The sequence below is a fragment of the Streptomyces hebeiensis genome (assembly GCF_052983195.1).
This window is the reverse complement of record NZ_CM129812.1, coordinates 1,428,971-1,448,558: the sequence shown is the minus strand read 5'-3', so window position 1 is coordinate 1,448,558 and position 19,588 is coordinate 1,428,971. Positions and strand designations below refer to the sequence as shown.

Here is a 19,588-nt window from a genome sequence, read left to right as displayed (position 1 = left end):
CCATGTCCGACGACGAGAAGAACCCCGCCCGCGAGGTCATCGCCAACTACGCGCACACGCACTTCCGGTACTTCCGCACCGCCGACGGCACTGTCTACGCCCAGCGCAACGGCCACCCCGTAGCCCGCCCGATCCGCTCCCAGGGAACGACGGGCAGTCACCGGCAAGAACTCATGGTCGGGTTGTTCAGGGACGGAGTGGGCGTGTTCAACGGGACCGCGCTCAAGGAGGCGTTGGACCTGATCGAAGCGCTCGCCCTGTCCGAGGACGTGCAGCCCGTGAACATCCGGGTGGCGCCCGGTTTCGACGGGGCGACGTGGCTCGACCTCGGCCGCGACGATGGCCTCTCCGTGCGCATCCATCCTTCGGGATGGGAGATCACCACCCCTGATCCGCGTGAGGTGTGCTGGCGGCGCACCCAGCTCACCGGGGAACTCCCCCTGCCCGCCAAGGACACCAACGGCAAAGGCATCGATCTGCTGCTGAGGCTGTGCAACTTCGCCGGCGCGGAGACGGAGTGTCTGGCCATCGCGTGGCTGATCGGCTGTCTCGGACCGTCCGTCCCCGTCCCTGCCCCCTTCCTCACCGGCCCCCAAGGTGCGGGGAAGTCGACCGGTGGGCGGATGCTCGTGCGGATCATCGAGGGCATGAGCGGGGACCTACGCCGCGCCCCGAAAGATGAGGAGAACCTGATCGCGGCCGTGGCGGCCGGCTGGGTCACCGCGCTCGACAACCTCTCCCACATGACCCCGGACCTGTCCGACGCCATGTGCTGCATCGTCACCGGAGCCGAAAGCGTGAAGCGGGCCCTGTTCACGGACGGGGACGTATTCCGCGTCGGCTACCGCCGCCCTCTGCTCCTCACCGGCATCGATGTCGGCGTCATCCGCCCCGACCTTGCCGAACGCCTCCTACCCCTACGGCTGGAACGGCCCACCGTCCGGCGCACGGAAGCAGAGCTGTGGGCGGAGTACGCGGACGTCCTCCCGGTTGTCCTCGGCTCGCTCCTGGATCTCACGGTCAAGGTCCGGGCCGTGGAAGCGGAGACGCCCACAGACCTGCGCATGGCCGACTTCGCTCACCTCTGCGCGCAGCTCGACACCGCGACCGGGTTCGGGGCGCTGGCCGCGTACCGGGCGAGTCTGGACGACCTCAACGACGACGTCATTGAGGGCGACCTGTTGGCGCAGACTGTCCTGCGACATGCCGACACCCTCGAACCGGGCACAGCGCAGCGGATGACATCGACGGAGTGGCTGCACTGCCTCAGCGGCCTCTACAGCGGTGAGGAACTGCGCTCCCTTCCTAAAGGGTGGCCGACGACGGGTAAGGTCCTCTCAGACCGCCTCAAGCGCCTTCAACCCACCCTCGCCGCGCGCGGGGTGCTCATCGACACCGGCCGCACCTACGAAGGCCGTTACCTCGAAATGGCCCGCACGGCCGCACCGTCCCCGGCACCGCCTCAGCCGATGTTCTGACCGGCCGCCCGGACCGGCGCGCGCGGACAAGCAAGAGGAGCACCGCGCCGCCGCCGACTGGTGCTCCTTTTGCTTGTCCGGCGCTTGCGCCGCCCCAAGGACGCGCCGCGCAGCGGCCCCTTCTTCACGTTCTGAGGGGCCCGCACCACTACTACAGACACCCCCTCCTTTGTCCTAAGAGGGGGAACGCTGCGTCATGTGCGTCATGCGGACGGCCAACCGGCCCCCCGACATGCGGGAACGACCATGACGCAGACGGCCGCCCCTGCGTCATCCCTGCGTCATGTGCGTCATGCAATGACGCACCCCATGACGAACTCATGACGCACACCCTGACTGCTGCGTCATGCAAAACCCCAGCTCAAAGCCCCAGCATGACGCTGATGACGCAATGACGCAGAAATCCGAACCTCGGACAGCCACGCCCCCTGTCCGCGCGCCTGCCATGAGACGAAGGAGAGTCCACCCATGGACACGGCCCCCGCCGCATCCACGCCGCAGCGCCGCCTTCATCGTGTCGAAGTCGCTGCTGACGTCCTGGGAGTCAAGCGCTCCACCGCCTATGAGGAGATCCGGTTGGGACGGCTCCGCACGGTCCGCGTCGGCCGGCGCCGTCTCGTGCCGAGCGAGTACATCGACGAATACGTCGAACTCCTCAAGCGCGAGGCCGCCGCCGCGCGCTGATCCATCACCGCTCCGCCACGGGGCCGCGCCTGACCGGGCGCGGCCCCGCTCGTTTCACTCGACAAGGAAGACACGTATGACTGAGGCGTCAGACAGGAACCGCAAGGCGGGAAACGGGGAAGACTCGATCTACTGGGACAAGTCCAAGAACCGCTATATCGGCGCCGTATCGCTCGGCTACAACTCCAACGGCAAACGAAACCGACCCAAGGTCTCTGGAAAGACCAAAACGGAAGTCCGTCGCAAGCTCAAAGATCTCAAGAAGGAGTTGGAGGCAGGAGTCAAGACTTCAGCCACGTACTCGGTCGAGCAGGCGATTACCGACTGGCTGGCGCACGGGCTGAAAGGGAGGGACAAAGGCAGTATCGACACGTACAAGAGTCTCGCCAAAAACCACGTAGTGGCCGATCTCGGTAAGGCGAGATTGCGAGATCTTACGGCGGATGCCTTGGATTGCTGGCTGGATGAGAAGTCCATGGTTCTTGCGACAAGTTCCCTGGAAATGACGCTCTCGATCCTGCGTCGCTCGATCTCCCATGCGCAGCGGCGGGACAAGGTGATGCGTAACGTGGCTGAGCTGGTGGAGGTCCCCGAAGGACGGCCCGGACGTCCGAGTAAGTCACTCACGTTGGAGCAGGCGAAAACGGTGCTCTCCGCCCGTCAGGGAACGTGGATTCACGCGTACGTGGTTCTGTCGCTGCTTGTAGGCATCCGGACGGAGGAAGTGCGACCGCTCACCTGGGATCGCGTACATCTGCATCCGAGCGACTCCGTGCCGTATATCGAGGTTTGGCGCTCGGTGCGTAAGCGCGGAGAAACCAAGACGACGAGTAGTCGGCGGACGCTCGGTATTCCTCGTCAACTGGTCGTTGTTCTTGAGGCGCACAAAGCTGCGCAGCAACGGCAGCGGAAGGCTTTGGGTGTCCCGTGGAGCGACAGCGGATTCGTGTTCGGCACAGACATGGGGGAAGAGCGCAGTGCTTACACCGTTCGGCAGAACTTCAGGGCGATGCTGGCCGATGCGGGATTCTCTGATCCGAAAGAGTGGACCCCGCGAGAACTGAGGCACAGCTTCGTCTCAATCCTCTCGGATCACGGGATCCCGTTGGAGGTCATCGCACGGGTGGTTGGTCATGCCGGTACGGGCACCACAGAGAAGGTCTACCGTAAGCAGATCCGGCCTGTACTCACGGAGGGGGCCGAAGCGATGGATGAGATCTTCGATGATGGTCCTCCGGCTGAGGCGTAGGGCTGCCGAGCGCGCTTCTGCCTTCCGTGGCCCCCCTTTTGGCTCCCCAGCGACGTGGAGCCTTGCGGTGCGAGGGGGCACGCGTCGTCTGACCTGTGGTGCGGGCGACGCGTGCCCCGTTGCTGCTCTTAGGGCAGGGCTAAGAAGCCCCTGAGAAAAGCCCCTCGCCGGGCGGGGGAACTGACGACGGTTCGGATCGATCCGCCTCGGGTAGGGTGGATTCCGCTGGACAAGGAACGTGATCTTCAGGAGGTGGGACCGATTACCGCTGCAGCAGGTCGGGCGCTCCCCTTCCACGACCGTGCGGTCCGTCAGGCATAGGTGACCGCGGGAGCGCCCCTGGGCATCCCGAAAGGCCAGTGGCTTCCATGCCGTCTTCACCGTCGCCGTCCCCTTCACCGCTCCCTTTCCCGTTCTCTTCTTCTTCTCCGCTCCCTTCTCCTCCGCCCGCGGTGGTCCACGAACTCCGCGCCGCCGGCTGCGTCTTCGCCGAGGACGAGGCGCGGTTGCTCGTCTCGGCGGCCCGGAGCCCCGCCGAACTCGCCGCCATGGTGGAACGGCGTGCCGCCGGGCTGCCGTTGGAGCATGTCCTCGGCTGGGCGGAGTTCCACGGGCTGCGGTTCACCGTGGACGCCGGGGTCTTCGTGCCGCGCCGCCGTACCGAGTTCCTGGTCGACCGGGCCGCCTCGCTCGCCCGGCCCGGTGCCGTCGTCGTCGACCTGTGCTGCGGCTCCGGTGCGCTCGGGGCGGCGCTGGCCGCGGCATTGGGCCGGGCGGAACTGCACGCGGCCGACATCGACCCGGTGGCGGTGCGCTGCGCCCGCCGCAATGTCGCCGCGGCCGGGGGCCGCGTGTACGCGGGCGATCTGTACGACCCACTGCCGGCCGGGCTGCGGGGGCGCGTCGATGTCCTGCTCGCCAACGTGCCGTACGTGCCCACCGGCGAGATCGGGCTGCTGCCCCCGGAGGCCCGGATCCACGAGGCACGGGTGGCGCTCGACGGGGGAGCGGACGGTCTCGACGTGGTGCGCCGGGTGACCGCGAGGGCGGCGCGGTGGCTGGCGCCGGGCGGTCATCTGCTGTTCGAGACGAGCGACCACCAGACGCCGTCGGCCCTCGACGTGGTCGCGGGCGACGGCCTGGTCCCGCGCGTGGCGGTCTGCGACGAACTGGACGCGACAGTCGTCATCGGAACCAGGCCGGGTACGGACCGGCGGGACCACCCCGTCAACGGGGAGTGACCCGCCCGCCGGGCCGGGCCGCCGGGTCGAGCCACCCGAGCGGGCGATCGGATCGAGCCACCGGATCGAGCCGTTGCGCGAGCGGTCGTACCGAGTGGCCGAACCGAGTGGCCGAACCGAGCCCTGGCCGGTCGCCTCGAGCCGTCATTCTCAGAGCCAGCGGTACCGGCGCTCCGGCCGCCCCGTTCCCCCGTACCGAAGGGTGACCTCCGCGCGGCCCGTCTCCGCGAAGTGTTCCAGGTAGCGGCGGGCGCTCACCCGGGACAGGACGCCGGCCTCCGCGCACTCCGTGGCCGACAGACCGGCCGGATGGGCGCGCAGGATGCCGGCGACCAGGTCGGCCGTATGCGGCGCCAGGCCCTTGGGCAGGCTCCTGGCGCCGGGCGGGCGGGTGCCGAAGATCTGGTCCACGTCCTCCTGCCGCGCCTCGTCGAGCACGGCCAGGCGCGAGCGCAGCGACGCGACATGGCGCAGCTGCTCCTGGAGCGCCGCCCGGCTGAACGGTTTGATCAGATAGTGCAGCGCACCGGCGCGCAGCGCCGCCCGGACCACGCCCGCGTCCCGCGCCGCCGTGATGAACAGCGCGTCCACGCCCGCCCGGCCGCCGTCCCGCTCCTCCGCCGCCCGCAGTTCGCGCAGGACGGCTATCCCGTCCATGTCGGGCAGGTAGATGTCGAGCAGCACCAGATCGGGACGGAGCCGCTCGGCCGCGCGCAGCGCCTCGCCGCCGCTGTGCGCCACACCGACGACCGTGAAGCCGTCCGTCGCGGACACATAGCGGCTGTGCAGCTTGGCGACCATGAAGTCGTCGTCCACCACCAGCACCTTCGTCACGCCGACACGCTAGGCCGCGACCACAACGACCACAACGTCCGTTGGTTCCGGAAGAGAGACAGCTTGTTAACGCGAAGGCAACATGTGGCCCACTTCACAGATGTTTCCGGCCATGGTGCGAGTCCTGTCCGGCCGGTGTTCACGGACCCGTGAACACCGGCCGGACAGGACCCGGAGCCGCCCTGGCCTCACCCCCCACGGCTTCCGACTCATCCAGCTCACTCTCCGAAAGGCGGCAGACGTGCGATTGCGCACCCCTCTGGCCCTGCTCGGGTCGGCGCTGCTCGTGCTGGTGGGGCCGCCGCTGCTCACGCCGCGCAGCGGTGCCGACACCGGTACGCAGATTCCCGGTCTGCGCTTCATGGTCCCCAACACACCCGGCGGCGGTTACGACATCACCGCGCGCACCCTGGCCAAGAACGCCGAGGACGCCGAAGTCACCCACAACATCGAGGTGTTCAACCTGCCCGGCGCGGGTGGCACCGTCGGTCTCACCCGGCTCGTCGGCGAGCACGGCAACGGCAAGCTCGTGATGTCCATGGGGCTCGGTGTCGTCGGCGCCGTACGCACCAACAAGCTGCCCAAGACGCTCGCCGACGCCACCCCGATCGCCCGGATCACCGAGGAACCGGACATCGTCGTCGTCGGCAAGGACTCCCCGTACAAGACCCTCGACGACCTGCTCACCGCGTGGAAGGCCAATCCGGCCAAGGTGCCCGTCGGCGGTGGCTCCTCGCCGGGCGGGCCCGACCACCTCGCCCCGATGCTGATGGCGAAGGCCGCCGGTGTCACGCCGAAGTCCGTCAACTACGTACCGTTCGACGGCGGTGGCGAACTCCTCGCCTCCATCCTCGGCAACAAGGTCTCCTTCGGGGTCTCCGGCATCGGCGAGTACCTCGACCAGATCGAATCCGGCGACCTGCGGGTCCTCGCGGTCACCGGACCCGAGCGGGTGCCCGGCGTGGACGCCCCCACGCTGCGTGAATCCGGCCTCGACGTCGACTTCACCAACTGGCGCGGCCTCGTCGCCCCGCCCGGCCTGTCCGACGCCGAGCGCGCCAAGCTGCTCGCCCTCGTCGAGAAGCTGCACGACTCGCCGCAGTGGCAGGACTCGCTGAAGAAGAACAACTGGGACGACGCCTTCCTGACCGGGGAGAAGTTCGGCGACTTCCTCGCCGAGGAAGACCGGCGCGTGGACTCCGTCCTGAAGGAGCTGGGACTGTGACGACGCCAGAACCGACTCCGGGGAAGACGGCGGAGCGGACGCGGGAGCGGACCGCGGAACAGAAGCCGGAACGGACTCCGGGGAAGACGCCGGAACAGGAGCCGGAGCGGAAGCCGGAGCAGTCGGCGGACCAGCCGACGGACCAGATGTCCGGCGCGTCCCGCGGCGGGGCGGGGGCCCGCGCCTGGCTGCGCGAGCACTCCGAACTCGGCGTCGGACTCCTCCTGCTCGCCCTCGGCGTCCTGGTCCTCACCGACGCCCTCACCATGAACGTGGACATCTCCCAGCGCGGCCCCGTCGGCCCCAAGACCGTCCCGGTCGTCGTCGGCATAGGCCTGCTGGTCGTCGCCGTCCTGCTCGCCCTCGATGTCCTGCGCGGCGGCCGGGGCGAGGCGGAGGGCGGTGAGGACATCGACCTGACCGAACCCAGCGACTGGCGGACGGTCCTCCTGCTCATCGGCGTCTTCCTCGGCAACGCGGTCCTCATCGGCCCGCTCGGCTTCCCGATCTCCGGCGCCCTGCTCTTCTGGGGCTCCGCCTACGCGCTCGGCAGCCGCCACTACCACCGTGACCCGCTGATCGCGGCCGCCCTCTCGGTCGTCACCTTCGTCGTCTTCAACAACCTGCTCGGTGTCCCCCTGCCCGGTGGCCCGCTGATGGGGGTGCTGTAACCCGATGGACTCCCTCAACTCCCTCATCGACGGCTTCGGTACGGCGCTCACGCCGATGAACCTGCTCTGGGCCGCGGTCGGCGTGCTGCTCGGCACCGCGATCGGCGTCCTGCCCGGCATCGGCCCCGCCATGGCCGTGGCCCTGCTCCTCCCCGTGACGTACGGACTCGAGCCGACCGGCGCTTTCATCATGTTCGCCGGCATCTACTACGGCGCGATGTTCGGCGGCTCCACCACCTCCATCCTGCTCAACACCCCCGGCGAGAGCGCCGCCGTCGTGGCCGCGATCGAGGGCAACCCGATGGCCAAGAGCGGGCGCGGTGCCCAGGCCCTCGCGGCGGCGGCCGGCGGTCACTTCGCCGGCGGCATGATCGGCACGACCCTGCTGGTCCTCCTCGCCCCGGCCGTCGCCGCGCTCGCCGTCGACATCGGAGCCCCCGACTACTTCGCGATCATGGTGCTGGCGTTCATCGCCGTCACCTCCGTACTCGGCTCGTCCCGGATCCGGGGGCTCGCCTCGCTGCTCATCGGGCTCACCGTCGGCCTGGTCGGCCTCGACCAGATGACCGGTCAGCAGCGGCTGACCTTCGGTTCGCTCCAACTCGCGGACGGCATCGACGTCGTGATCGTCGCCGTCGGCCTCTTCGCGATCGGCGAGGCCCTCTGGGTCGCCGCCCATCTCCGCCGCACCTCCGGCGAGGCGATCCCGGTCGGCCGCCCCTGGCTCGGCAAGGACGACCTGCGCCGCACCTGGCGGCCGTGGCTGCGCGGACCCCTCATCGGGTTCCCGTTCGGCGCGATCCCGGCCGGTGGCGCGGACATGACCACGTTCCTCTCGTACGTCACCGAGAAACGGCTCTCCAAGCACAAGGACGAGTTCGGCAAGGGCGCCATCGAAGGTGTCGCCGGGCCGGAATCGGCGGCCACCGCCTCGGCGGCCGGAACGCTGGTCTCCATGCTGACCCTCGGCCTGCCGACGACCGCCATCGCCGCCGTGATGCTCGCCGCCTTCCAGCAGTACGGGATCCAGCCGGGCCCGCTGCTCTTCGAACGCGAATCCGAGCTGGTCTGGGGCCTGATCGCGTCGCTCTTCATCGGCCTGGCGCTGCTGCTCGCGCTCAACCTGCCGCTCGCGCCGGTCTGGGCCAAGCTGCTGCGCATCCCGCGCCCGTACCTCTACGCGGGGATCCTCTTCTTCGCGGCCGTCGGCGCGTACGCGGTCGGCGGGGAGGCGCTGGACCTGGTCATCCTGCTGATCATCGGCCTGATCGGGTTCGGGATGCGGCGGTACGGGCTGCCGGTGCTGCCGGCCGTGATCGGCGTCATCCTGGGCCCGGCCGCGGAGCAACAGCTGCGGCGCGCCCTCCAGATCAGCGACGGCAGCGTCACCGGGCTGGTGAACACGCCGTTCTCGGTGACGGTGTACGCCGTGATCGTGCTGCTGCTCGCCTGGCCGGGCGTACGGAAGCTGATCGCACGCGGACGTGGCCGCGGGCGCGGCGACGGTAACGGTGACGGCGGGAACGAGGGCGACGGCGGCGGTGACCGTGACGGTGACCGCCGTGAGGTGACGGCCTGACATCCGCCGTGGCCGGGCAGGGTCCCTGACCTGCCCGGCCACGGCCACCGACCGGTCCCTCACCCCGCGGCGGCTGGCCTCGGACCGGCGGTCGGACCGGCGGTCGCGGAGCCCGCTCGACCTGTCGTGATCCGGCCACCCGAGGCGGGGATCGCCCGGGGCGGGCGGGCCGTGAGGGAGAATCGGGGCGTGACCCTGAAGATCGTGATCGACCCGGCTGTCCCGACCGCTCCGTACGAGCAGCTGCGCAGCCAGATCTCCACCCAGGCCCGCAAGGGAGCCCTTCCGGTGGGGTACAAACTCCCCACCGTCCGGGGCCTGGCCGAGGAACTGGGCCTGGCCGCCAACACCGTCGCCAAGGCGTACCGCGCGCTGGAGACGGACGGTGTGATCGAGACGCGGGGCCGGAACGGCACGTTCATCGCCGCCGCCGGGGAGGCCGCCGACCGGGAGGCCGCGGCCGCCGCGCGGGCGTACGCGGAACGCGCGCGACGCCTGGGCCTGGGCAGGGCCGCCGCGCTGGCCGCCGTGGAGGACGCGGTGCGGGCGGTCTACGCGAAGTGAGACGACCGGGGCCGGAGACGCCGACCCGTGTCAGAGGTACAGACCCGCGTCCGCCCCCGGGTACTGGGCCGGGACCGACGCCGGGCCGGTGCCGCGCCGCAGCGCGTACAACTCGGCCAGCGTGGCGCCCTCGCGGCCGACCGACTCCTCCCACTCGCCGTTCTCCCCGGTGCCGTTCAGCCAGCTCAGCGCCTCCGCGCGGGTCAGTGAGCCGACCTCGATCCTGGCCAGGCAACGGCCGGGCCGGACCACCGCGGGGTGCAGCCGCTCCAGGTCCTCGTTGGTCGTCACACCCACCAGGACGTTCCTGCCCTGTCCGAGCAGGCCGTCGGTGAGATTCAACAGCCGCGACAGCGCCTGTCCCGCCGTGTGCTTGGCCTCGCCGCGGATCAGCTCGTCGCAGTCCTCCAGCAGCAGGAGCCGCCACCGGCCCTTGGCGGAGCCCTCGTCCTCACCGATCGCGATGTCCATCAGGTAGCCGACGTCGTTGAACAGCCGCTCCGGGTCCAGTACGCAGTCGACCTGGCACCAGTCGCGCCACGAGCGGGCCAGCGTGCGCAGCGCGGAGGTCTTGCCCGTGCCGGGCGGACCGTGCAGCAGGAGCAGCCGGCCCGCGATGTCGTCGGGTGTCACCTTCATCAGCCGGTCCATCGCGTCGGCCACCGGCGCGGTGTAGTTCGGCCTGACCTCGTCCCACGCGCCGGCGGTGATCTGCCGGGTGGTGCGGTGCGGGCCACGCCGGGGCGAGACGTACCAGAACCCCATGGTCACGTTGTCCGGCTGCGGTTCCGGCTCGTCCTGCGCGCCGTCGGTCGCCTGCTGGTGGACCTTCTCGGCGAGCTCGGGGCTGACGGCGGTGACGGTGACGTCCGCGCCCCGGTTCCAGCGGGAGATCAGCAGCGTCCAGCCGTCGCCCTCGGCGAGCGTCGCGCTGCGGTCGTCGTCCCGCGCGGAACGCAGCACGGTGGCGCCGGACGGCAGCAGGGTCGCGCCCGACCTGACGCGGTCGATGGTGGAGCTGTGGCTGTACGGCTGCTCGCCCGTCGCGAAGCGGCCGAGGAACAGCGCGTCGACCACATCCGACGGTGAGTCGCTGTCGTCGACGTTGAGCCGGATCGGCAGTGCGTCCTGTGGGTTGGCAGACATGTCGCCCATGATCCGGCACGGGGACGGCCGATGCACGGTGTTTTGCCCTGTGGCGACGAGGGACGGGGCGCACGGTGGGGGCGGCGGCCGCGGCGGCCCGTGCGCTCGCGCACCGCCTTCCCCACCCGGCTCGACGCCGGACCTGCCGGCCCCACTGGACCTGCCGGGCCCGCCGTACCCGTGTGGCGCGCGGGCGACGGCGGCTCATGGCCCGCACGGCGGAGGCCCGGACGCGCCACGGACCGTCGGGCGACCGCCGCACCCGTCGGTGCGGGGCCCGTGGCCCGCGCGGCCCCGGACCCCGCCCGCGGCGTCACGGCCGCGTGCCCCGGAACAGCGAGCCGGCCAGCGCGGTGGCCCTGCGTGTGCGGCGTACGACCGCGTAGCCCTTGGTCAGGGCCCGGTCGGTGACGAAGTGGCGGGCCAGGGCGCGTCCCTCCACCAGGTGGGCGAACTCCCCGATGCCCGTCGTACGGCGGACCGTCATCCGGCGCAGGGCGTGCGGACCCTGCCGGTGGCGTGCCAGGTCGTTGCCCACCGCCACGGACTGGGTGAAGCCCGCCGCCCGGACCGCGTCGCGCACCCGTCGGCTGGAGTAGCCGTACGGGTACGCGAACGAGACGGGCGGCGTGCCCACCTCTGCCGCGACGATCTCCCGGCAGCGGCGGACCTCGAAGCCGAGCCGCAGGCCGTCGAGCTGGTCCAGTTGGGGATGCGTATGGCTGTGACCGCCGATCTCGACGCCGGCCGAGGCCAGTTCACGCACCTGGCCCCAGTCGAGCATCGCGTCCGGCGCCCGGCCCTGGTCGTACCGCCCCCGCAGCCACGCCGTCGAGACGAAGACCGTGGCCGGGAAGCCGTACGAGGCGAGCAACGGAAGGGCGTGCCGGTGCACGCCCTCGTACCCGTCGTCGAAGGTGATCAGCACCGGCCGCACCGGCAGTCCGCCCCCCGTCCGCCAGGCGTCGGCCAGCGCCCGGGTCGTCAGTGGAGTGAACCCCCGCTCGTGCAGGACCCCCAACTGCTCGGCGAAGGCGCCGGGTGTCACGGACAGCCCGTACGTCGAGGCCGTCGGCCGGTCTCCGACGGCGTGGTACATGAGGACCGGCACGGCCCTCGCCCCCGCCGAGGCTCCCAGAGCCCCTGAGATCCCTGAGCCCCCCGACCCGGGCCCCGGCCCCGGCCCTGACCGCGCCCCCGGTCCCGGCGTTCGGTCCCGGCTCACACCACCGCCTCCCGCCCGTTCCGTGAGCTCTCGTCCCGTGAGCCTCCGCCCCGTGGGCCCGCTCCTTCCGGTACCGACCACTCGATCGGGCCCGACGAGAACGTCACGCCCCCGCCACGTGTGCGGAAGCGCCCCACCGCGTATCCCGCGGCCGCCGCCATCACCCCCGTGACGATCGCACCGGCGCGGCCCAGTCCGTCCGCGCTCCCGCGCAGCGCGTCGCGCACGCCGCGCGCGATGCCCGCCGGGAGCACGCGGGTGGTGTAACGACGCTCGGACTCCAGGCCCTTGGCCGCTCCCACGCTCCGGGCGACCAGCGCCTTGGACAGGCCCTCGGCGTAGCTGCGAGCCCGTAGGTAGCGGAAGCGTTCACGGTCGGCGGACACCGCGTGGTGGATCACCGCCCGGTCGTCGATCAGCAGCACCGCGTCCGGCACGGCCGCGGTGAGCCGGATGCACAGCTCCGTCTCCTCGCAGCCCAGCGGACGTCCGTCGCCCTCCCGCCGGCCGATGCCCGTGGCGAACCCCCCGGCCGTGACGAACGCCGAGCGCCGGAACGAGGCGTTCCCGCCGAGGACGTTGCGGACGCGCACCCGGCCCGCGGGCAGGCCCCGGTACGTACAGCCGACGACCCAGTCGAACTCCTCCGGGAACCAGCCGGGCCGGTGCCCCGACGACCAGGCCGGTACCGTCCGGCCGCCGACCGCGAGCACCCGGGGGTCCTCGTACGCCTCGTCGAAGTACCGCAGCCAGTCGGGTTCCGCCACAGCGTCGTCGTCCAGGAACGCCACCAGTTCGCCGCGTGCCGCGGCGATCCCGGTGTTGCGGCCCGCGGAGAGGCCGCGGGGCCCCGCGTTGGCGAGGACCCGCACCTCCCCGCGCGCCGTGAGCCGCCGGTACTCCCGGCGGAGCCGCGCCAGCAGCGCGGCGTTGTGGTCCACCACGAGCAGGATCTCCAGTGCCGGCAGCGACTGCCGCGCCACGGACTCGACCGCCGCGCGGATGGCGTCCCAGCGTTCCTCCGTGTAGACGCAGATCACCACCGAGAAGGGCCGGTGGTGCCTCCGCGGGTTCGGCGCGTTCATGACGCCCCGCCTCCCGGCACCGAGATCCGGAGCGCCGGTCCCACCGGCCGACGGCGCGCCGACCGGGGAACACCCCTCTCCTTGAGGATCACCCTGAGCACCCGCAGACCGTCCCGGACCGCCCTGAGGTTGCTGACCCCGTGGATCCGGTCGTACTCGTGGCTCGGTATCTCCTGCACCTTCAGGCCCGCCTTGACCACACGTATGTTCATCAGCGTCTCGACCTCGAACCCGGTGCAGTCCAGGGTGATCTTGTCCAGGCAGTGCCGCCAGAAGGCGTTGTAGCCGTAGCAGAGATCGGTGTAACGGGCGCCGAATTTCGCGTTGACGACGGCGCACAGCACCCGGTTGCCGAGCTTGCGGATCGCCGTCATGTCGTCCGTACCGCCGCCGTTGGCGAAGCGCGAGCCCTTGGCGAAGTCCGCGCCCGAGACCAGCGCGGAGACATAACTGACGATCTCCCGGCCGTCCGCCGAGCCATCAGCGTCGATCATGACGATGATGTCACCGGTGCAGGCGGCGAACCCGCTGATCAGGGCATCCCCCTTGCCCTTGCCGCGCTGGCCGACGACCTTGATGCCCGGCCACAGGTCACGGGCGACCTGGACGGTGTCGTCACTGGACCGCCCGTCCACCAGGACGACTTCGTGGATCCAGTCGGGCAGCGTTCTGAAGACGTACGGAAGGTTCCGCGCCTCGTTCATCGCGGGGATCACCACGCTCACCGGCGGGGCGATCGCGAGGTGCGAGGAAATGGGCCGGTACCGCACGGGTAACCGCTCGGCGACGCCGGCGCCGCCCGCCCCGGTCGGTACGGTCAACGGATCTTCGCCCGGCACCGCCGGGCGCACGGAAGCGCTCACGAGTCTGGTTCCCTCTCGTCCGGTGGACCGCCCGCCCCCGGGCGGTCCGATGATGTTTCCGGTTCGAAAGGGGGGTCCTCACCCCGGTCATGACGGCATGGAACTCCGTACCGGACAGGTGGTGAGCTGAAGAACTGGCCGCGCGGCACGCGACTCGGCACTGTGTGCGCATCGTGCGGTCACCGAGCACGGCACCCCCCTACCGCGCCCCGCCCCGGAAGTCATCCGCACGTAACCCGGCTCTCCCCAAGAGCCGCCGCGCATGATGTTCCGATGCGGGTGGATGTACGACGGTATTGATGATTAGGACTGTATGGCAAGGCTTGGTGCATCACCCCGCTTTTCGCGCCTTTGGCCGTACTTCTACGGTCCTCCCCGGAACCTCGCGGCGCGCGTGCGGGTGTGACGCCGTGTCCGTGACGGGGCGCGTCGTCTCTCTGTTCGCTCCCCCACCCTGCCCCTCCTTCACTGTTTCTCCGCACTCCTGCCTCATGTCTCCCCGAAACGGACCCGACGCGTTCCGTTCCGGTGAACGCGCCCCGCTGCTACCAAAGTTGAGGCAGAGATCCTGCCGAAGGAGAGGTTCGGTTCCATGAAACTGTCCCGCTTCACGGTCTTCTCGTCCTCGCTCCTCCTCGGCGCCGTGCTCGCTCTCACCGGAGCGGCCTCGGCGCACGCGGCACCGTCCGTCGACTCGGCGGCGGCCGTCGACTACGTGGCCCTGGGGGACTCGTACTCCTCGGGCGTCGGTGCGGGCGCCTACGACAGCGCGAGCGGTGCGTGCAAGCGCACGCCCCGCGCGTACCCGGCGCTGTGGGCGGCGGCGCATTCACCCGCGACGTTCGCCTTCACCGCGTGCGGCGGCGCCCGTACAGGCGATGTGACCGCCGGTCAGCTCGCACCGCTCGGCGCCGCCACCGACCTGGTCAGCATCACGATCGGGGGCAACGACGCCGGGTTCTCCGACGTCATGACGACCTGTGTGCTCCAGTCCGAGGCCGCCTGTCTCGCCCGGATCGACCAGGCCCGCTCGTACGTCGACAGCACCCTGCCCGGCAACCTCGACGCCGTGTACTCCGCCATCAGATCCAAGGCCCCGTCGGCCAGAGTCGTCGTCCTCGGCTACCCGCGCTTCTATCAGGTCCCCGGTACCTGCTCCGTCGGGCTGAGCGAACGGAAGCGCACGGCGATCAACGACGCGGCCGACCACCTCAACACGGCGACCGCCAAGCGGGCCGCCGACCACGGCTTCACCTTCGCCGGGGTGGCCGGGGCCTTCACCGGTCACGAGATCTGCTCCAGCTCGGCCTGGTTGCACAGCGTGAACTGGCTCGACATCGGCGAGTCGTACCACCCCACCGCCGCCGGCCAGTCCGGTGGCTATCTGCCGGTCTTCACCTCGGCCGCGTGAGCCGGGCTCGGCGGCCCCGTCCGACGGGGGCGTACCGGCCGGCTCCCGGGCGTCCGGCGCGGGTGGTCCCCGACTCTCCCGAAGTGTCCAACTCGCCCTGAAAAAGCATGGATCCGAATACGATCAAGGTTCCCCGTACGGGTGTGCTTGGCCCCGGAGGCGGGATACACGAGTGTCGCGCGGGGGAGATAGGGTTAATCTGCCCGGGCCGGGTGCCTCGTTACGGGTGGGGAGTGAAATGGAACGGATAACAGTGCACAGCAGGGCGCGAATCCCTGCGATCACCTGCGGTAACAGCGCGACCAGTACGCGCCTCGACCGTCATCTCGCGGTGCTCGGCGGTCCCGCCGTCCCGCAGCGGGAGACGGTCGAGGCGACGCTGCTGATGCGTGAACTGACCACGCAGGACAGGGTGGGCGGTCACCGGAGCAGGAGCGCGCGTGTCTCGCTCTTCGCGCCGTTGCGCCGTCTGCGCCGCTCGCTGTTCGGCAGCCGCGGCTGACCCTGTACGGCCGTCCGTACGCGGAAGGGCGTAGTCGTCGTACTCCGTCCATGTCATCCACGTACTGACGCTCGAACGCACTACGTCGTTCGAACGCGCTCGGGTGGTCACATCGTCCGGCGCAGTGCCGCACCGCACACGTCCCCACGGCCCGCGGCGGTGCGCCGGTGTGACTCCCGAGCGCGGTAATTCCTCGTAGGGCGGTGGCCCCGGCCGGTTGATCCCACTCCCCGACACCGGCCTCGGCCACCGCTTTCACTCGTTCTCGGTCCGTCCTCGTCCATGCCCGTGGCGCCTCTGACGCATGTGACGCCGCCGACCTCACTTCGCGCCGTTGGCGTACCGTCGCACGGCCAGTGGTACGAACAGTACGAGGAGTAGCAGCGACCAGAGGACGGATCCGGCCACCGGGTGGGCCACGGGCCAGGCGGCGTCCGCGGCCGGCGCCGCGTTGCCGAAGAGGGCCCGTACGCCCATGGAGACGGCGGAGATCGGGTTCCACTCGGCGACCGTCCTGAGCCATCCCGTCATCCCCTCCGTGGGGATGTAGGCGTTGGGCAGCAGGGGCAGGATCAAGGTCGCGGCACCCAGTTGACCAGCGGCTTCCTCGTTGGCGACGAGCAGTCCCAGATAGGTGCCGACCCAGTTGGCGGCGAACCGGAAGATCATCAACAGCCCAATGGCGCCAAGGGTGTCGAGCGCTCCGCCCTCGATCCGCCACCCCACCGCGAGTCCCACGAGAAGCAGCGGAACCAGCCCGACGGCGGTCGTGATCATGTCCGCCAGGGTCTGTCCGAGGGGCACCGCCGCCCTGCTCATCGGCATTGTCCTGAACCTGTCCATGATCCCGCGCTGGGCGTCGTGCGATGCCTGGAACATCCCGGTCATGATCCCCCCCCGGCGGCCGTCGAGGCGAGCAGACCGGGTACGAGATAGGCGCGGTACTCGGTGCCCGGCATCGCCGGCGCGCTGCCGAAGGCATAGCCGAAGAACAGCAGCATGGTGATCGGCATGGTCTGGGTCAGGAGCACCACGCCCGGCGCGTGCCTGATCCGCCTCAGGTGCCGGCCGAGGACGGCTCCGCTGTCGTACGCCACCGTGCTCATGCCGCGAGCCCCTTCCGGTTCGTCAGCCGCAGGAACACCTCGTCCAGCGTCGGCGGACGCGGACTCACGTCGACCACGGGCACGCCCGCCGCGTCCAGCTCCCGCACGATCCGGGGCAGGGTGAGCGCCGGGTCCGTCGCCACCGCGCCCACGGTCCTGTTCTCCCGGTGGAGCACGGGCTCCGCTCCGGTGAGGTGGTCGAGCACGCCCGCCGCCGCGACCAGGGCCGCCCGGGTGGCGGCCTCCGTCCGCTCCTCGGCGAGCCGGCCCGCGCAGGGCATGGACCTCACCGAATCTCTTTGCCAGGCCTTCACTGTGTACGGCGTACGTAGTTATCATGCGGCCCACGGTAGCGCACTCCGTACGGCGTACGTAACTAGGATGGTGGGCGAGGTGATGATCCATGGCACGGCGACCCGCCGAACCCGAGGTGATCTGGGACCGGCCGCAGCGCGCGACCCGCGGCCCGCGGCCCGCGTACACGCGTGCCGACATCGCGGCCGCGGCCGTCCGGATCGCGGACGAGGGCGGCCTCGACGCCGTCACGATGCGGCGCGTCGCCGCCGAGCTGGGCTGCGCCACGATGTCGCTGTACAACTACGTGCCGCGCAAGGAGGACCTGCACGAGCTGATGGTCGACCTGGTCGGCGGGGAGTACGTGCTGCCGGACAAGCCGTCGGGACACTGGCGCGCGGACCTGACCGACCTCGCCCGCCAGGCGCGGGCGATGATGCACCGACATCCCTGGGTGCCCAGGCTGATGTCACCGGTCTACGGATTCAGCCCCAACGCGCTGGCGTACCTGGAGTACGGGCTGAGCTGCCTGGACGGCCTGGAGGGGACGTACGGCGCGAAGCTGGAGCTGCTGGCGATGGTCAACGGCCTGGTCACCGCCTATGTGGCCAACGAACTCGCCACCGCCGAGCGCGACCGCTCGCTGCCCTGGCCGCCGGAGCGCGAACACGCCGTGCGCTCGGCCTACTTGGGGCGCGCACTCGCGTCGGGCCGCTATCCGCGCCTGGCCGCGTCCCTCGTGGAGAACGCGGGCCCGATCGATCTGGACGGGGCCTTCGACCGGGCGCTGGAGCGGCTGCTGAACTCGTTCGAGAAGACGTTGGGAGGCACGGACGGGCCCGGCGGCTCGGAGGGTACGGGCGGCTCGGGCCGCTCGGAGGCAACGGGCGGCTCGGACGGCTCGGGCGGGGCCGGGGCCTGAGCGGCCGTACGACCCGACCGTGGCCGTGACCCCGGGGGAGGGGCTCTCCTCACGGGGCGGGGCCGGGCCGGGCGGTCCGCGCACGCGGCGCGGCGACAGCGGCGGGACCCGCCGCGCTCGGGCCGCCGGGCCCGGCCGCCCCGACGGTGCTACAAGAGGGCGAACTGGCCGTCCGGGCCCTCCTCGTGGTGGTCGAGCACGGACGCGGGCCGCCGGGCCGAGGCCGGAACCGGCAGGACACCCGCCGCGCGCAGCTCGGCGCTCGTGATCCGGTCCCCGGACGCGCCGTCGCCGGGGCCGGCGCCTTCCGGGCGCAACCGGCGCCTGAGGGAGCCGAGTTCCGCGCGCGACTCCGCGAGCAGGGCCAGCACAGTGATCAGTTCGAGCAGGTCGGAGGTCCACTCCTGCGGCCACGCCGAGGGTCGGATCCCGGCCAGGGACCCCGGCCGGGCCGGAGCCGTACGGCGCTCGAACCACAGCTTAAGCACCCGTACCCCGCCCACCCGGAAGTCCCAGGCCCCGGCCGGCACGGGCGAGACGCGGCCGGCTCCGAGACACAGGGCCTCGTCGGCGGGGTCGTACGTGATCGTCTCCGGGCGGGCCGGAACGGCAGCACGTACGTACGGCCGTCGGCCGCCGGGCAGCCGGGGGCGCTCGCCGCCGCGCGCCCCGCGAAGCTGGATCCCGGTCATCCGGCGCCCCAGTTCGACGCCGGTCGCCCAGAGGCCGGGGTCGGCGGGCAGGGGCACCACACAGCCCGCCGGGGAGGCGACGGCGGCGGCCACGGCCCACGCGAGCACCGCGTCGGCGGTGACCTCGTGGCCGTACCGCCCGGACAGGACGCCGGTCAGTCCGGGGGCCAGGTTCGGCTCGACGCCACCGGGGCGGCGGTAGAGGGGGCGGATCCGGCCGGGCCGGCCGGCGGGGGAGCGGCCGTCCGGCAGCGGCGCGCTCACCAGCAGGGCGGGGCCCACGGCCTGGGGCACGTACCCCTGCTCGACGGCGAACAGCTGGTGGTCGTCGCCGACACGCCACAGCTCGGGGCGCGCGGCGTCGATGAGCCGGTGGTCGGGGATCAGCCACTGCTCGTCGAACGGCCCGTGCCGCACCCGAACGGGCCTCGGGCACCGTCCCTCCTCCCGTACGAACCGTCCGGTCCCGGTGGCGTGACCCGGCAGTGCGGCGACCGCGGTGTGCTGCGTACGGTGCCGGCTCGGCTCGAACAGAACGTCGCGTTCGTCGCCGCGCGCGCGTACGAGCCGGTCCCACCGGGCGGTGAGGGAACCGGCGTCCGGCGCGAGCACCCAGCTCCGTCCGAAGCGCAGCGGAGCGACCGACCACGGCATCAGATCGCCCAGCAGGGGAGCGTCCGAGAGCGGCCCTTCCGTCATACGGACGGTCCTCCTGTCATGCGGACGGTCCTCCCCGTCACTTTCTGCCCCTCTTGCCCCTCTGTCTCTTTGCCCGGTGGCCTCCGCCGCCCGGGCTCGTCCGGCGCATCGTAACCAT

Annotated in this window: 17 protein-coding genes and 2 pseudogenes; 11 read left to right on the top strand and 8 right to left on the bottom strand. The window is 71.1% G+C overall.

Annotation, left to right across the window (positions count from 1 at the left end; genetic code table 11):
- Positions 1-2 precede the first annotated feature (2 nt).
- The 4 genes from ACU6P3_RS06250 (at position 3) to ACU6P3_RS06235 (ending at position 4,652) form a co-directional block, all read left to right on the top strand.
- On the top strand, positions 3-1,478 hold the full coding sequence (locus tag ACU6P3_RS06250) for an AICE element replication initiation protein (RefSeq protein ID WP_447196256.1): 1,476 nt from the start codon (positions 3-5) through the stop codon (positions 1,476-1,478).
- 468 nt (positions 1,479-1,946) lie between these two features.
- Positions 1,947-2,162, top strand: coding sequence for an excisionase family DNA-binding protein (locus ACU6P3_RS06245; RefSeq protein ID WP_447196255.1), 216 nt, complete (start codon positions 1,947-1,949; stop codon positions 2,160-2,162).
- Between the two features lie 76 nt (positions 2,163-2,238).
- Entirely contained in the window at positions 2,239-3,411 is a 1,173-nt protein-coding gene (locus tag ACU6P3_RS06240; protein WP_447196254.1) for a site-specific integrase, read from the top strand.
- Positions 3,412-3,779: 368 nt separating this feature from the next.
- Positions 3,780-4,652, top strand: a complete 873-nt coding sequence (locus ACU6P3_RS06235; protein ID WP_447196253.1) for a putative protein N(5)-glutamine methyltransferase — start codon at positions 3,780-3,782, stop codon at positions 4,650-4,652.
- Between the two features lie 150 nt (positions 4,653-4,802).
- Here ACU6P3_RS06235 and ACU6P3_RS06230 read toward each other — a convergent pair whose 3' ends face one another.
- Positions 4,803-5,477, bottom strand: a complete 675-nt coding sequence (locus ACU6P3_RS06230) for a response regulator (protein WP_344270751.1) — start codon at positions 5,475-5,477, stop codon at positions 4,803-4,805.
- Between the two features lie 250 nt (positions 5,478-5,727).
- On the opposite strand from ACU6P3_RS06230, the gene ACU6P3_RS06225 reads away from it, so the two are divergent.
- From ACU6P3_RS06225 to ACU6P3_RS06210, 4 genes are all read left to right on the top strand, one after another.
- A complete protein-coding gene (locus ACU6P3_RS06225) occupies positions 5,728-6,711 on the top strand; it encodes a Bug family tripartite tricarboxylate transporter substrate binding protein (protein ID WP_447196252.1) in 984 nt (327 codons plus the stop codon).
- Between the two features lie 146 nt (positions 6,712-6,857).
- Positions 6,858-7,382, top strand: a complete 525-nt coding sequence (locus ACU6P3_RS06220; RefSeq protein ID WP_447197786.1) for a tripartite tricarboxylate transporter TctB family protein — start codon at positions 6,858-6,860, stop codon at positions 7,380-7,382.
- 4 nt (positions 7,383-7,386) lie between these two features.
- Positions 7,387-8,961, top strand: coding sequence for a tripartite tricarboxylate transporter permease (locus ACU6P3_RS06215; protein WP_447196251.1), 1,575 nt, complete (start codon positions 7,387-7,389; stop codon positions 8,959-8,961).
- A gap of 189 nt (positions 8,962-9,150) precedes the next feature.
- Positions 9,151-9,525 carry a GntR family transcriptional regulator gene (locus ACU6P3_RS06210; RefSeq protein WP_030752796.1) on the top strand — a complete coding sequence of 125 codons (375 nt, stop codon included), beginning with the start codon at positions 9,151-9,153 and terminating at the stop codon, positions 9,523-9,525.
- Between the two features lie 30 nt (positions 9,526-9,555).
- On the opposite strand, the gene ACU6P3_RS06205 is transcribed toward ACU6P3_RS06210, so the two are convergent.
- The 4 genes from ACU6P3_RS06205 to ACU6P3_RS06190 form a co-directional block, all read right to left on the bottom strand.
- Complete coding sequence (locus ACU6P3_RS06205) at positions 9,556-10,671, bottom strand: DUF5925 domain-containing protein (RefSeq protein WP_447196250.1); 1,116 nt, start codon at positions 10,669-10,671, stop codon at positions 9,556-9,558.
- Positions 10,672-10,984: 313 nt separating this feature from the next.
- Positions 10,985-11,770, bottom strand: a complete 786-nt coding sequence (locus ACU6P3_RS06200; RefSeq protein ID WP_447197785.1) for a polysaccharide deacetylase family protein — start codon at positions 11,768-11,770, stop codon at positions 10,985-10,987.
- A 122-nt stretch (positions 11,771-11,892) separates the two neighbouring features.
- Positions 11,893-12,981 (bottom strand): glycosyltransferase family 2 protein, encoded by a 1,089-nt coding sequence (locus ACU6P3_RS06195; RefSeq protein WP_447196249.1) that lies wholly within the window; start codon positions 12,979-12,981, stop codon positions 11,893-11,895.
- Positions 12,978-13,844 carry a glycosyltransferase family 2 protein gene (locus tag ACU6P3_RS06190; RefSeq protein ID WP_447196248.1) on the bottom strand — a complete coding sequence of 289 codons (867 nt, stop codon included), beginning with the start codon at positions 13,842-13,844 and terminating at the stop codon, positions 12,978-12,980. Before ACU6P3_RS06190 ends, ACU6P3_RS06195 begins: the two co-directional genes overlap by 4 nt.
- 592 nt (positions 13,845-14,436) lie before the next feature.
- Here ACU6P3_RS06190 and ACU6P3_RS06185 point away from each other — a divergent pair.
- Both ACU6P3_RS06185 and ACU6P3_RS06180 read left to right on the top strand, forming a co-directional pair.
- Positions 14,437-15,255, top strand: coding sequence for an SGNH/GDSL hydrolase family protein (locus tag ACU6P3_RS06185; protein WP_447196247.1), 819 nt, complete (start codon positions 14,437-14,439; stop codon positions 15,253-15,255).
- A 238-nt stretch (positions 15,256-15,493) separates the two neighbouring features.
- On the top strand, positions 15,494-15,757 hold the full coding sequence (locus ACU6P3_RS06180; protein WP_344270516.1) for a hypothetical protein: 264 nt from the start codon (positions 15,494-15,496) through the stop codon (positions 15,755-15,757).
- Positions 15,758-16,078: 321 nt separating this feature from the next.
- On the opposite strand, the pseudogene ACU6P3_RS06175 reads toward ACU6P3_RS06180, so the two are convergent.
- Together ACU6P3_RS06175 and ACU6P3_RS06170 are read right to left on the bottom strand one after the other, a co-directional pair.
- A pseudogene (locus ACU6P3_RS06175) lies at positions 16,079-16,863 on the bottom strand (ABC transporter permease).
- A pseudogene (locus ACU6P3_RS06170) lies at positions 16,860-17,090 on the bottom strand (daunorubicin/doxorubicin resistance ABC transporter ATP-binding protein DrrA); the annotation flags it as partial. The pseudogenes ACU6P3_RS06175 and ACU6P3_RS06170, both read right to left, overlap by 4 nt.
- 176 nt (positions 17,091-17,266) lie before the next feature.
- Here ACU6P3_RS06170 and ACU6P3_RS06165 point away from each other — a divergent pair.
- Positions 17,267-18,079 (top strand): TetR/AcrR family transcriptional regulator, encoded by an 813-nt coding sequence (locus ACU6P3_RS06165; protein WP_447196246.1) that lies wholly within the window; start codon positions 17,267-17,269, stop codon positions 18,077-18,079.
- Between the two features lie 149 nt (positions 18,080-18,228).
- Here the strand turns inward: ACU6P3_RS06165 and ACU6P3_RS06160 are convergent, their stop codons facing one another.
- Positions 18,229-19,470, bottom strand: a complete 1,242-nt coding sequence (locus ACU6P3_RS06160) for a type ISP restriction/modification enzyme (RefSeq protein ID WP_447196245.1) — start codon at positions 19,468-19,470, stop codon at positions 18,229-18,231.
- Positions 19,471-19,588: the final 118 nt, after the last annotated feature.

Bases quoted from the DNA above. Each gene is read 5' to 3' on its own strand.
- ACU6P3_RS06250 (WP_447196256.1), top strand. From the start codon at position 3: ATGTCCGACGACGAGAAGAACCCCGCCCGCGAGGTCATCGCCAACTAC.
- ACU6P3_RS06245 (WP_447196255.1), top strand. From the start codon at position 1,947: ATGGACACGGCCCCCGCCGCATCCACGCCGCAGCGCCGCCTTCATCGT.
- ACU6P3_RS06240 (WP_447196254.1), top strand. From the start codon at position 2,239: ATGACTGAGGCGTCAGACAGGAACCGCAAGGCGGGAAACGGGGAAGAC.
- ACU6P3_RS06235 (WP_447196253.1), top strand. From the start codon at position 3,780: ATGCCGTCTTCACCGTCGCCGTCCCCTTCACCGCTCCCTTTCCCGTTC.
- ACU6P3_RS06220 (WP_447197786.1), top strand. From the start codon at position 6,858: ATGTCCGGCGCGTCCCGCGGCGGGGCGGGGGCCCGCGCCTGGCTGCGC.
- ACU6P3_RS06215 (WP_447196251.1), top strand. From the start codon at position 7,387: ATGGACTCCCTCAACTCCCTCATCGACGGCTTCGGTACGGCGCTCACG.
- ACU6P3_RS06205 (WP_447196250.1), bottom strand. From the start codon at position 10,671: ATGTCTGCCAACCCACAGGACGCACTGCCGATCCGGCTCAACGTCGAC.
- ACU6P3_RS06200 (WP_447197785.1), bottom strand. From the start codon at position 11,770: ATGTACCACGCCGTCGGAGACCGGCCGACGGCCTCGACGTACGGGCTG.
- ACU6P3_RS06195 (WP_447196249.1), bottom strand. From the start codon at position 12,981: ATGAACGCGCCGAACCCGCGGAGGCACCACCGGCCCTTCTCGGTGGTG.
- ACU6P3_RS06185 (WP_447196247.1), top strand. From the start codon at position 14,437: ATGAAACTGTCCCGCTTCACGGTCTTCTCGTCCTCGCTCCTCCTCGGC.
- ACU6P3_RS06180 (WP_344270516.1), top strand. From the start codon at position 15,494: ATGGAACGGATAACAGTGCACAGCAGGGCGCGAATCCCTGCGATCACC.
- ACU6P3_RS06165 (WP_447196246.1), top strand. From the start codon at position 17,267: ATGGCACGGCGACCCGCCGAACCCGAGGTGATCTGGGACCGGCCGCAG.
- ACU6P3_RS06160 (WP_447196245.1), bottom strand. From the start codon at position 19,470: ATGACGGAAGGGCCGCTCTCGGACGCTCCCCTGCTGGGCGATCTGATG.